The sequence below is a fragment of the Pseudomonas sp. St290 genome, from assembly GCF_018325805.1.
In the GTDB taxonomy this organism is placed as follows: domain Bacteria; phylum Pseudomonadota; class Gammaproteobacteria; order Pseudomonadales; family Pseudomonadaceae; genus Aquipseudomonas; species Aquipseudomonas bijieensis.
The window spans coordinates 4,147,048-4,158,618 of the sequence record NZ_AP014703.1 but is presented as its reverse complement, the minus strand read 5'-3'; the positions used below and the strand labels follow the sequence as shown (position 1 = coordinate 4,158,618).

General features: G+C 61.5%; 10 protein-coding genes. 6 read left to right on the top strand and 4 right to left on the bottom strand.

What is annotated here, in order from left to right; translation table 11 throughout:
• Positions 1 to 5 precede the first annotated feature (5 nt).
• From PBDP_RS17995 to PBDP_RS17985, 3 genes are all read right to left on the bottom strand, one after another.
• Positions 6 to 494, bottom strand: a complete 489-nt coding sequence (locus PBDP_RS17995; RefSeq protein WP_116832737.1) for a hypothetical protein — start codon at positions 492 to 494, stop codon at positions 6 to 8.
• Between the two features lie 256 nt (positions 495 to 750).
• Positions 751 to 1,335 (bottom strand): anthranilate synthase component II, encoded by a 585-nt coding sequence (locus tag PBDP_RS17990; protein ID WP_212801093.1) that lies wholly within the window; start codon positions 1,333 to 1,335, stop codon positions 751 to 753.
• Positions 1,332 to 2,801 carry an anthranilate synthase component I family protein gene (locus PBDP_RS17985; protein WP_212801092.1) on the bottom strand — a complete coding sequence of 490 codons (1,470 nt, stop codon included), beginning with the start codon at positions 2,799 to 2,801 and terminating at the stop codon, positions 1,332 to 1,334. Before PBDP_RS17985 ends, PBDP_RS17990 begins: the two co-directional genes overlap by 4 nt.
• A 799-nt stretch (positions 2,802 to 3,600) precedes the next feature.
• Here PBDP_RS17985 and PBDP_RS17980 point away from each other — a divergent pair.
• Positions 3,601 to 4,806, top strand: coding sequence for a DSD1 family PLP-dependent enzyme (locus PBDP_RS17980; RefSeq protein ID WP_212802519.1), 1,206 nt, complete (start codon positions 3,601 to 3,603; stop codon positions 4,804 to 4,806).
• Between the two features lie 20 nt (positions 4,807 to 4,826).
• Here PBDP_RS17980 and PBDP_RS17975 read toward each other — a convergent pair whose 3' ends face one another.
• The gene (locus PBDP_RS17975; protein ID WP_212801091.1) at positions 4,827 to 6,047 is read right to left on the bottom strand and encodes a multidrug effflux MFS transporter; all 1,221 of its coding nucleotides are present in this window, start codon (positions 6,045 to 6,047) and stop codon (positions 4,827 to 4,829) included.
• Positions 6,048 to 6,435: 388 nt separating this feature from the next.
• Here PBDP_RS17975 and PBDP_RS17970 point away from each other — a divergent pair, with 388 nt between their 5' ends.
• Genes PBDP_RS17970 through PBDP_RS17950 form a run of 5 tightly spaced genes read left to right on the top strand, consistent with a single transcriptional unit; the run spans position 6,436 to position 11,544 of the window.
• The gene (locus PBDP_RS17970) at positions 6,436 to 7,854 is read left to right on the top strand and encodes an LLM class flavin-dependent oxidoreductase (RefSeq protein ID WP_212801090.1); all 1,419 of its coding nucleotides are present in this window, start codon (positions 6,436 to 6,438) and stop codon (positions 7,852 to 7,854) included.
• A 4-nt stretch (positions 7,855 to 7,858) separates the two neighbouring features.
• Positions 7,859 to 8,830 (top strand): AMP-binding protein, encoded by a 972-nt coding sequence (locus PBDP_RS17965; protein WP_116832734.1) that lies wholly within the window; start codon positions 7,859 to 7,861, stop codon positions 8,828 to 8,830.
• A complete protein-coding gene (locus tag PBDP_RS17960; RefSeq protein WP_109753269.1) occupies positions 8,827 to 9,597 on the top strand; it encodes an ABC transporter ATP-binding protein in 771 nt (256 codons plus the stop codon). The genes PBDP_RS17965 and PBDP_RS17960 overlap by 4 nt, the downstream gene beginning before the upstream one ends.
• A complete protein-coding gene (locus tag PBDP_RS17955) occupies positions 9,594 to 10,475 on the top strand; it encodes a branched-chain amino acid ABC transporter permease (RefSeq protein WP_109753268.1) in 882 nt (293 codons plus the stop codon). The genes PBDP_RS17960 and PBDP_RS17955 overlap by 4 nt, the downstream gene beginning before the upstream one ends.
• A gap of 4 nt (positions 10,476 to 10,479) precedes the next feature.
• Entirely contained in the window at positions 10,480 to 11,544 is a 1,065-nt protein-coding gene (locus PBDP_RS17950) for a branched-chain amino acid ABC transporter permease (RefSeq protein ID WP_212801089.1), read from the top strand.
• The last annotated feature ends 27 nt before the right edge of the window (positions 11,545 to 11,571 follow it).

Below are 11,571 nucleotides of genomic sequence, written 5' to 3'. Positions count from 1 at the left end.
AGGCCTCAGGAAGCATCCTGCTCGTAGCTGCAACCCACATAGAGGTCGCTGTCCTTGTTTTCCGTGGAGACCACGCGCAGGGTCGCGCCGTTGCCGAGGTCGCGCTGGTAGTCAACATAGCCGTCGGTATCCAACGTCTTTTCCAGTTTCAGGGTGCTGGCGAGCTTCTGCGCATCGGCCTTCGGGTTGCTGCTTTTGGCCTGGAGAAAGAAGCTGAAGCGGTCGGTCATCACCAAGGTGGTCGACGACACGCCGTGCACCGTCAGCGCCGCAGTGGCTTGCCAGGCGCCACCGCCCCACGGGCTGTGGGCTTCATCCTTGGGGAGCGTCAGTTGTTCAGCGTCGACCAGGCCATTGAACTCGCTCACTTGCTGCGCACTGGCCTGGCACTGCGCCAGGGCCTTGAACAGATCGCTGTGGCTCGGACCTGCGGCCGAGACAGAAAAGGTGGACAGGCACCCGGCCAGGGTGACGATACCAAGGGAGATTTTCATGCCGACATCCTTGTTCAGTTGAGTGAGAGGTGATGGGTACCCGAGGTGAATGGCAGCCAGCATCGGATATGAACGTGCTGCCCAACTGCACACGGGCCTGTATTGCCGGTCGCAAGCTTGCCATCGCTGAGTTGAATATGCCATCAGGATATTCCTGAGGATGGAGCGTCGCAGCAACCCATCGTGCTCATTCCTGGCTCCCGTCAGCCGGCGAGTCAATGGTTGGAGAAGGGGCGCATGCCCCTTCCTGGTGGGGTCACTTGTGCACGTAACAGCGGATGAAACTGCGGAACAGGTCCAGGCCGTTTTCGGTCAGGATGCTTTCAGGGTGGAACTGCACTCCCTCCACCGGCAGGTGACGATGGCGTACACCCATCACATAGCCGTCGTCCGTGGATCTCGAGGTGATCTGCAGGCAGTCGGGTAATGGCTGGTCGCTGATCATCAGCGAGTGATAACGGGTGGCCTGTATCGGGCGTGCCTGGGTGTGGGCATAGACGCCCTTGCCGTCGTTCTCGATCGTACTCACCTTGCCGTGCATCACGAGCAGGGCCCGGCAAACCTGGGCACCGAAGGCCAGGCCGATGGCCTGGTGACCCAGACACACACCCAGCAGCGGCAGGGTCTCCTGAAAGTGCTCGATCACTTGGATGTAGCCCACGTCGGCCGGATGTCCAGGCCCTGGGCCCAGCACGCAGAAGTCCGGCGAGAATGCTTCGATGCGCTGGATGAGATCCGGCACGTCATGGCGCTCGACGCGGGTTTCCAGCCCCAGTTGTTCCAGGTATTGGCTGATGATAAAGACGAAGCTGTCGTAAGCATCGATCAGGAATACTTTCACAGTGCGATCTCCTGGCCGGTCACTGCCCGGTAGACGGAACCCATCTTGTACAGCGTCTCTTTCCACTCCAGTTCGGGCACCGAATCGGCCACCACGCCGGCGGATGCCCGCAAGTGGTACGTACCCTCGTCGAAGACCGTTGAGCGAATGCACAACGCGGTGTTGACGCTGCCATCGAAACCGACCAGGCCAAGGGCCCCGGCATAAATGCCCCGGCGGTTGCTTTCCATCCCCTCGATCAGTTCCATTGCCCTGACCTTGGGCGCGCCGGACATGGTTCCCGCGGGGAACGAGGCCTTGATCACGTCGTAGGCATCCAGGCCCGGGCGCAGCAGGCCACGAACGTTGGACACCATGTGATAGAGGTGCGAGTACTCTTCCACCAGCATGAATTCATCGACCTCCAGCGAGCCGGCCTGGCACACACGACCAATGTCGTTGCGACACAGGTCGATGAGCATCAGGTGTTCGGCGCGCTCCTTTTCCGAGCGGGTCAGTTCCAGGACCAACTGAGCCGGATCGACGCCAGGTTTCTTGCCGACGGTGCCGGCGATCGGACGCATTTCTATCAAGTCGTCCTTGATCCTGACGAACAGCTCGGGACTGGCGCCGATCAGATCGATGCCACCTAAGTGGGCCAGGTACATGTAGGGGGAGGGGTTGCGAAGGCGCAGGTGCTGGTACACAGCGAACGGCGAAACCTGCGAGCGGATGCGAACCTCATGGCCGAGCTGGATCTGGTAGACGTCACCGGCGCGGATGTGCTCCATCGCCACCTCGACACGCTCGACGAACTGCTCTGGGGTCACTGTGCGCTCTTCCTCGAACGCCTCGGGATACGATGGCGGATCCTGCGCTTCGCATGCTGGGGTTGTGCTCAGGAAGGGGTAGTCCTCCAACGTGCGGGGCGTCCAGAGGTCGTGGTTGTTGATCAGGGTTTCGACAATGCCATTGCTGTGGAAATAAACCAGCGTCTGATAGACCGACAGGGCAATGAGCGGGTAGTCGTAGGTCTGTTTGGCCAGGTCGGGAAGCCGCTCGATCAGGCGAACGCAGTCGTAAGAGAAATAGCCGAAGAAGGCCAGGCTGGAGGGCGCATTGGGCGCCGGCTGGAACGTTGCCTGGATAGTCCGGAGCAGGTCCCATGCCGCCTCACTGTCGGGTAGATGGATCGTGTATGCCTGGTCAACCTGCACGCCCGCTTGCCGCAGGCTGGCGGACAAGTGTTCGCACAGGGCAACGCCGCCTCGCAGCTGTGCCTGGCCCTCGTTGATGCACACTTCGAAAAGCGGCTCGAGCCCGATGATCGTCGCTCGGCGATCACGGCTTGGACCGGACAGTGATTCAAGAATGAAAACAGATTCGCGACCCAATTGTTCCAGTGCATTTGCATATATGCCAAGTGCATCCGCAGGTCGCCGTTCCTCGTGATGAAGAATATTCACGGCAATTAAATTTCTATTCATGGTTAATGCCATTTTAAAGGTGCAACGGTTCAGGCGCTCCATTAAGAGAGCACCACGGGAATATAAAGCGCGCAGGCACTTTAAATACGTGTTGACGGATATTCTGAATATTCGGGACGGACGCTGTTCATGTCGCGCGCATTACCAGGCTTGCAATGGATTGCTGCCAGGCGATGCGCAGGGCACAAGGCGCGAGCGTCTTCGAGTTCAGTGGGGAAAGATCAGGACGTTGCTGGCAGGCAGCAGACAGGCTCCGGTCTTCGCTGGATTAGCGACGCCAGATATTGCTTTTGAAGATGGCCAGAATGGCCGGGGAGCAGCTATCGGGATAGCTGTGGGAGGAACTGATAGCAGAAAGGTGATAGTACATTTTTAGACATCCCAGTCTTGGCTAAACACTACGCGAATAATTGGCAGTGCGGTGAAACTACCAACGTGTCCCTTGAGCTGTCAACTGCTGTGGGAGATTTAATCTTTCATTCATTTCTGGAGTGGGACGAAAAACTATCCCGGGTGTATGTAATCGCGCGTGTTTTTTACAAGAAACCTGTGCGAGCGCAACTGCGAGATAGTTCAGTTGGGTATTTGTAAGTTCTGGGGGCGCCGCTGTGGTTGCGGGCTTGGCAAAGCATGGCCGCCAAAGTCCCCTTTCTGACCGCCCATAGCCTCAACAGCCTGATGCTGCTGCCGTAACGTGCAACTTGACTGCGCACGCCGAGGGAGCGTCCTGATGAATCGTAGAACCTTTATGCTCGGCACCGCGGGAGTGGGGGCATTGATGGTCGGGGCGGGGGTGCTGTTGCGGCCGAGTGATAGGGGCAGCCCTTACAATGAGTATTTCCGCGCGCTGAACCAGGAGCTGAAGACCCATGGGCCGATGCGACCGGTGATGCTCATCGACCTCGACCTGCTCGATCACAACATCAATGTGCTCATGCAATCCGTCATGCGCGCCGGTAAACACTTGCGCCTGGTGGAGAAATCCCTGCCATCCCCGGGGCTGTTGGCCTACATCGCCAAACGTACCGATACCCGGCGGCTGATGTCGTTTCATCAGCCGTTCCTCAATCACGATGCAGTGACCTTTCCCGAGGCTGATATCTTGCTCGGCAAACCTTTACCGGTGCGCTCGGCCGAGGTGTTTTACCAAACCCACAAGGGAACCTTCGACCCTTCCAGGCAACTGCAATGGCTGCTCGATACGCCCCAGCGACTGATGGATTACCTGGCATTGGCGCAAGGCCTGGGCATCCGGATGCGGGTCAATATCGAGCTGGATGTCGGCCTGCATCGCGGCGGTGTCGCTGACCAAACGGTGCTCGGCGAGATGCTGACACTGATCAGTGCCCATCCGCAGCATCTCGAATTCGCCGGTTTCATGGGGTATGACCCGTTTGTCGGCATGGGTGTGCCCAAGGTCCTCGGTTCGTCCCAGGCGTTGTTCGACAAGGTGATGGTCATCTACAACGCTCATGTGCGCTACCTACGGGAGCGTTTCCCGGCGCTTTGGCACGAAGGGCTCACGCTCAATACCGCCGGCAGCCCCAGCTACCGCATGCATGAGCAGGAGCGCTTGAGCAGCGAGGTCTCGGTGGGGACGGCGTTTCTCAAACCGACCCATTACGACCTGCCATCGCTGGCCGAGCATGTGCCGGCGGCCTTCATCGCAACGCCAGTGCTAAAGAGTACTGGAGCCGTGAATTTTCCAGCCCTGGATGACAAGTCCCGATTGTTCTCTTGGTGGGACCCTAATCAGCGCGCGACATTCTTTATCTATGGCGGCAACTGGATGGCCGAGTTCGAGTCCCCTTCGGGGCTTCAAAGCAACGAGCTCTATGGTCGCAGTTCCAACCAGGAAATGGTCAACGGCTCACCCGCCGTAGGGCTGAATGTGGAAGACCAGGTGTTTTTGCGGCCGACACAGACGGAATCCGTGCTGCTGCAATTTGGCGATTTGCTGGCCGTGCGCGGTGGGAAAATTGTCGAAACCTGGCCCGTGTATTGATCGGAGCACAACGGCCATCTTCAACGGCTGCCCCGCAAGAGAAACAATACCAGTGCCACCAGGCAGGCCGTCGCCTGGATCCCGCCCAGCGTCGTGACCGGCGCGAAGCTCAAGACCGAGGCCAGCCAGGTGGTCAGCGCTGCCGCACCCATGGAGAGAAACCCCAGCAGTGCGGAGGCCATGCCGGCTTCTTTGCCGAAAGGTCCCATGGTGATTGCCGTGCCCAGCGGATTGGCCAGGCCCATGCCCCACAGAAAGGTGATCATCGAGAGGGCATACCACCCAAGACCAGGCGCGGCCGGACCGACGAGAAGCAGGCCTCCGCCGGTCATGGCGCAGGCAATGCCCAGCAGTGTGATGATCCGGGCACCATGACGATGCGCCAGGCGCGGAGCCGCCATGCCGGCTGCGAACACGACGAATACCGTAGAGGCGAAATACAGGCCGGTCTGCACCGACGTCAGGCCGATACCTTTCATCAGGATGGCAGGTGCCGCCGCGAACGATGCGAACAAGCCACTCATTAGCAGGCTCATTGAAAGGGCAGGGAGGATGAAGCGCTTATCCAGCGCCAATCGGCGATAGGCGAGGACCACGCTCTTGGCCGAGTGCGGCGCCCGGCGATCGGCGGGATGGGTTTCTCCCAGGTCACGCACGTAGAAAAAGGCCAGTACAACGGCGGCCAACCCGACCAGGATGAAGACGGCACGCCAGCCGAGCGTGACGGACAGGACGCTGCCGGCCAGCGGCGAAAAGCCAGGCGCCGCGGCAGTGGCGATCATCGTCAGCGACAGGGCGCGGGCGAGCGTCTCGCCTTCGAACAGATCCCGAGCGATGGCGCGCGACAGCACCGAGGCTGCGCATACGCCCAGCGCCTGCACGACGCGTCCGGCGATCAATACGTCGAGCGTGCTGGCAAGACCGGCGATGACGGTGCCTACAACGAATACCGAGAGGCCGCCCAGCACCAGCTTCTGGCGCCCGTAGCGGTCGGCCAGTGGCCCGACCACCAGTTGGCCCAAGGCGAAGGTGATGAAGAAGCTGGACAGCGTCAGGCCGAGTTCGCGAGCGGTCACGCCCAGATCTTCACCGATGTCCGCAAACGCCGGAAGGATGATGTTGGTGGAGAGCATGCTGATCGCCGCGAGGCCGGCAAGCAGTGCCACGACTTTACCGGTCAAGAGTTGGGTGGAGGCGTGGGGTTGTATATCGGCAATCGCCAATGAAGTCCGGGCTTCCATACGTCATTTCCTGCGCTGGTGGATGGCGTGCCTCAACCTGAGTCTGCGGCCCGCGGCGTTGCTGGGGTGAGCATCACGCTGTAACGTCTCGTCAATAACATGATGGTCATAATATTCTGGCTGAATATGATGGTCGTAATCTGATGCGTCAAGTTAAATCTTTGAGGAATTTCGGTATAGGCGTGAGGAGCTTCTTGTACGAATTGGCTGCACACTGTCTGCCACCAGACAGTTGATCAACAAGGTTGTCCCCGTGCAGGCATTTCCACTGCCTGAATGCATGTCTAACTATTTGTAAATAAACGAATTATTACTTGGCACGAATCGTGTTGATAGAGCAATGAGAAGCACCGGGAAGTGGTGCTGAATCTATCGAGCAGGAGTTCCCATGCCACGTGAAATTCGTTTGAATGCCTTTGAGATGAACTGTGTCGGTCACCAGTCGCCCGGTCTCTGGAGGCATCCCAAGGATCGCGCCTGGCAGTACAAGGACCTGGATTACTGGACTGACCTGGCCAAGCTGCTGGAGCGTGGCAAGTTCGACGGCATCTTCATCGCCGATGTGATCGGTATCTACGATGTGCTCGGCGGCAACGGCGATGCCGCCATCCGCCAGGCGACCCAGGTGCCGGTCAACGATCCGTTGGCGTTGATCACGCCGATGGCATTGGTGACTGAACACTTGGGCTTTGGCCTCACTGCCTCGCTGACCTTCGAACACCCTTATCCCTTCGCCCGTCGCTTGTCCACGCTGGACCATCTGACCAAGGGCCGCATCGGATGGAACATCGTCACCTCTTACCTCGACAGCGGGGCGCGCAACCTCGGGCAGAAGGCGCTGAGCGATCACGATGCGCGCTATGACTATGCCGACGAATACCTGGAAGTGCTCTACAAGTTGTTCGAAGGCAGTTGGGAGGAGGGTGCGGTGGTGCGCGACCGTGAGCGCGGGATTTTCAGCGACCCGAGCAAGGTCCACGAGATCCGTCACCAGGGCAAGCATTTCCAGGTGCCGGGCATCCACCTTTGCGAGCCGTCACCGCAACGCACGCCGGTGCTCTACCAAGCGGGCGCGTCGAGTCGTGGTAAGGACTTCGCCGCCGGCCATGCGGAATGTGTGTTTGTCGCCGCACCGTCCAAGGTGATCCTGAAAAAGACCGTGGCCGACATACGCCGGCGCGCTGCCGAAGCCGGGCGCGATCCGCGCAAGGTGTTGATCTTCAACTTGCAGACGGTGATCGTCGACGAGACCGACGCCAAGGCACAGGGCAAGTGGCGGGAACTGAAATCCTACAGTAGCTACGAGGGCGCGCTCGCGCTGATCTCCGGCTGGACCGGCATCGACTTCGGTCAGTACCGGCCCGACCAGGTGCTCAAGCACATCCATACCAATGCCATCCAGTCGGCGGTGGAAACCTTCTCTACCGCCGACCCGGACAAGCAGTGGACCGTCCAGGAACTGGCCGACTGGGTCGGCATTGGCGGGTTCGGCCCGTTGATCGTCGGCAGTGCGCAAACCGTGGCCGACGAGCTGCAGGCCTGGGTCGAGGACACCGACGTGGACGGCTTCAACCTGGCTTACGCCCTGGCCCATGAAACCTTCCACGATGTGGTTGAACTGCTGGTGCCCGAGTTGCAACGGCGCGGTGCGTACAAGACCGAATACCGCCCAGGCACGCTGCGCGACAAGCTGTTCGGCGACGGTCCGCGACTGCCCGCCAACCACCCTGGTGCTGGCTACCGGGACTTGAAGCGCCTGGTCCGGCACACCCACCTCGCTGAGCCGGCCTTGGCCGGTGAGGAGTAAGCCCATGAGTGTCTTTGAGCTCAATTCGCCACTGTCCGACGGAGTGACTGACAGCGCCCTGGCGGCCTTGCAACGCTGGGCCAGGGAGCGACCGACGCAGATCGCCCTGCGCCATCGGCGCCTCGGCCTCTGGAAGGCCTGGCGTTGGATCGATGTGCAACGCGAGGTCGAGCGTGTCTGCGATGGCTTGCGCCAGCAAGGCTTTGCCCCTGGCGCGCGGTTGGCGCTCAGTGGTGCCTTCGAACCGAGCCTGCTGATCCTGGCACTGGCGGCGCGTCAATTGGGCGGACACAGCGTGGTGATCGACCGCGACAGTCGTGGTGAGGCGCTACAACGCCAGTTACGCCTGATCCGTCCGACGTTCGCTTTTGTCCAGCGCCGCGAAAGCGTGTCGCACTGGCTGCAGTGCGGCCTGGATGAGGATTGGCCGCTGCGGTTGTATTCGGCCCAGGTCAGTGTGGCGAGTCGCGGCCTGTGGCAGGTGCAGTCGCTGTCGGTGCTGTTCGTCACCGAGGCGCCGACAGCGCAACGCCAGGGCTGGGCCCAGGTCGCCGAGGACGCGGTGGTGTGGGTCGATGAAGGCACCGAATGGCGCGATGGCCTGGCCCACTTGTTCAGTCGCTGGCTAGAGGGCGGCGAAGGCCTGGCGTTTCCGGAAAACCGCGAGTCAGCCAGCCGTGATCGCCGCGAGATCGCCCCGACCGCCTTGCTGCTGTCCGCTGCGCGAGTCGAATCGCTGGCCGCGGAAATCGAAGCTCGCCTGCCACTTCCAGGCAGTTGGCGGCGGCGCCTGTGCGAATGGACTTTGAACGATCCACGGCGTGGCCTGCGCCGCTGGCTCAAGGCGCGGGTGCGGCACCTGCTGGGCTTTCAGCGGCTGCGTCGGATCGAGGTGCCGAGCGCGCCCGCTGACGTGGTGTTACACGGCCCGGCGCGTCAATCGTGGTTGCAGGAGTACCTGGAGCGAGCGGCATGAGTGCGCTGCTGGAGGTGCGCAATGTGTCGCTGTCGTTCCGCGGCGTGAAAGCGATTTCCGACCTCTCGTTCAGCGTAAAGCTTGGCGAGATCTGTGCGCTGATCGGGCCGAACGGCGCGGGCAAGAGTTCGCTGCTGAACATTCTCAACGGGGTCTACCGGGCCGACGCCGGCCAATTGTTCTTCGCCGCCGAACCGTTGCGCCGCCCGCATCCACTGAAGGCGGCCAGGCTCGGCATCGGCCGGACGTTCCAGAACAATGCGCTGTTCAAGAAAATGAGTGTGGTGGACAACCTGCTCACCGGTCTGTCGCGTTTCCAACGAACGTTTTTTCTCGAACAGGCCCTGGGCCTGCCGCGTGCCCGGCGCGAGGCGCGGGCGTTCGCCGAGCGGGCCGAGCGGGTGCTGGAATTCCTCGAATTGCAGGCCTGGCGCGACGTCGCCGTGGGCAGCCTGGCCTATGGCTTGCAGAAACGCGTGGAGCTGGGCCGAGCGCTGATCGCGCAGCCGACGCTGCTGTTGCTCGACGAGCCGATGGCCGGCATGAACGCCGAGGAGAAACAGGACATGAGCCGCTTCATCGCCGACATCAATCGTGATCTTGGCACCACGGTGATTCTCATCGAGCACGACATCCAGGTGGTCATGGGCCTGTCCAGCCATGTGGTGGTGCTGGACTACGGACGCAAGGTCGGCGATGGCTCGCCGGCCGAAGTCCAGGCCAATCCCGAGGTGATCGCTGCCTACCTGGGAGCGCCTCATTCATGAATTTCTTTCTGGAAACCCTGATCGGCGGGCTGCTGGCCGGCACTCTGTATTCGCTGGTGGCCATCGGTTTCGTGCTGATCTACAAGGCCAGCGGCGTGTTCAATTTCGCCCAGGGCGCCATGCTGCTGTTCGCCGCGCTGACCTTTGTCAGCTTGCGTGAACAGGGCCTGTCCTTTGCCCTGGCGTTGGTCCTGACGGTATTGGTGATGATTGTCGGCGCGCTGTTGATCGAGCGCCTGGTGTTGCGGCCGTTGGTCAACCGCTCGCAGATTACCTTGTTCATGGCGACCCTCGGCCTGTCGTTCATCATCGAAGGCCTGGCCCAAGGACTGATGGGTGCCCAGGTGCGCGCGTTGGACCTGGGCATCGAGGACGTCCCGCTGTTCGTCGGCGAGATCATGGTCAGCCAGTTCGACCTGATCGCCGCTGGGGTGTCCGCGCTGACGGTGGCGGTGCTGGCCGTGCTGTTCAACAAGACCCGCATCGGTGTCGCCTTGCGCGCCGTGGCCGACGATACTCGCGCGGCGCTGTCGCTGGGCATCAACCTCAACCGCATCTGGCAGATCGTCTGGGCCGTGGCCGGGGTGGTCGGGCTGGTCGCCGGACTGCTCTGGGGCGCGCGCCAGGGCGTGCAGTTCTCGCTCTCGCTGGTGGTGCTCAAGGCGCTGCCGGTGCTGATCATCGGCGGTTTCACCTCGATCGGCGGGGCCATCGTCGGCGGTCTGATCGTCGGGGCCGCCGAGAACCTCGCCGAGGCTTACATCGGCCCGCTGATCGGCGGAGGCATCACGCCCTGGTTCGCCTACTTCCTCGCCTTGATCTTCCTCTACATCCGTCCGTCCGGCCTGTTCGGCGACCGGATCATTGAACGGGTATGACGCCATGACCGCTACTGTTCCGCGCCTGACTGCCAGTTTCGACGAAGCACCGCTGACCCTGGTGCGCCGGCGCTGGCGACCGGGCCTGCTGCTGTTGCTGCTGGTGGCCTTTGTCGGCCTGCCGTGGCTGGGCAACGACTATTGGCTCAACGCGATCCTGATCCCTTTCCTGGTGCTGTCGCTGGCCGGCCTGGGTTTGAATCTGCTGACAGGCTACACCGGGCAAACGTCAGTCGGCGCCGCCGGCTTCATGGCGGTGGGTGCGTTCGCCACCTATGGCCTTTTGCTGCGGGTGCCTGGCCTACCGTTGCCCCTGGCACTGCTCGGCGGCGGTCTGATCGCCGGGGCGGTCGGGTTGCTGTTCGGCATCCCCAGTTCGCGGATCAAGGGCTTCTACCTGATGGTCACCACGCTCGCCGCGCAGTTCTTCCTGGAGTGGGTGTTCGCCAAGTTCCCCTGGTTCTATAACTACGCCTCGTCCGGCACCATCAGCGCGCCACGCCTGGAGTTGTTCGGCCATGATCTGAGCACCCCGGTCGGTCGCTACCTGTTGACCCTCGGTTGCGTGGTGCTGTTGACCTGGGTGGCGGTCAACCTGGTGCGCAGCCAGGTCGGCCGCAACTGGATGGCCATTCGTGACATGGACACCGCTGCGGCGGTGATCGGGATTGCCGTCGAGCGCGACAAGCGTATGGCCTTTGCCGTCAGTTCGTTCTACCTGGGAATCGCCGGGGCGCTCTGGGCCTTCGCCTACCTGGGCACGGCCAGTGCTGGCAGCTTCGACATCAATCGCTCATTCCAGATTCTGTTCATCATCATTATCGGTGGCATGGGCAGCATCGCCGGCAGCTTCATCGGCGCGGCTTTCATCAGCCTGGTGCCGATCCTGCTCAGCCACGCCGGGCAATGGTTGTTCAACGGCAACGTCGACGCGGGGCAGTTGCAGAACCTGCAAAAGGTACTTTTCGGTGCCTTGATCATCTGGTTCCTGATCAAGGAGCCGGAAGGGCTGGCCCGCCTGCTCGGTGACCTGCGCGAACGTATCAGGGTCTGGCCGCTGCGGTTCTGAGCGCCGACCCACGCCCCAACAGACCTT

What these genes read in the sequence shown, in the direction of transcription:
- PBDP_RS17960 (WP_109753269.1), top strand. Translation starts at nt 8,827, where the DNA reads ATGAGTGCGCTGCTGGAGGTGCGCAATGTGTCGCTGTCGTTCCGCGGC.
- PBDP_RS17965 (WP_116832734.1), top strand. Translation starts at nt 7,859, where the DNA reads ATGAGTGTCTTTGAGCTCAATTCGCCACTGTCCGACGGAGTGACTGAC.
- PBDP_RS17950 (WP_212801089.1), top strand. Translation starts at nt 10,480, where the DNA reads ATGACCGCTACTGTTCCGCGCCTGACTGCCAGTTTCGACGAAGCACCG.
- PBDP_RS17985 (WP_212801092.1), bottom strand. Translation starts at nt 2,801, where the DNA reads ATGAATAGAAATTTAATTGCCGTGAATATTCTTCATCACGAGGAACGG.
- PBDP_RS17970 (WP_212801090.1), top strand. Translation starts at nt 6,436, where the DNA reads ATGCCACGTGAAATTCGTTTGAATGCCTTTGAGATGAACTGTGTCGGT.
- PBDP_RS17975 (WP_212801091.1), bottom strand. Translation starts at nt 6,047, where the DNA reads ATGGAAGCCCGGACTTCATTGGCGATTGCCGATATACAACCCCACGCC.
- PBDP_RS17955 (WP_109753268.1), top strand. Translation starts at nt 9,594, where the DNA reads ATGAATTTCTTTCTGGAAACCCTGATCGGCGGGCTGCTGGCCGGCACT.
- PBDP_RS17995 (WP_116832737.1), bottom strand. Translation starts at nt 494, where the DNA reads ATGAAAATCTCCCTTGGTATCGTCACCCTGGCCGGGTGCCTGTCCACC.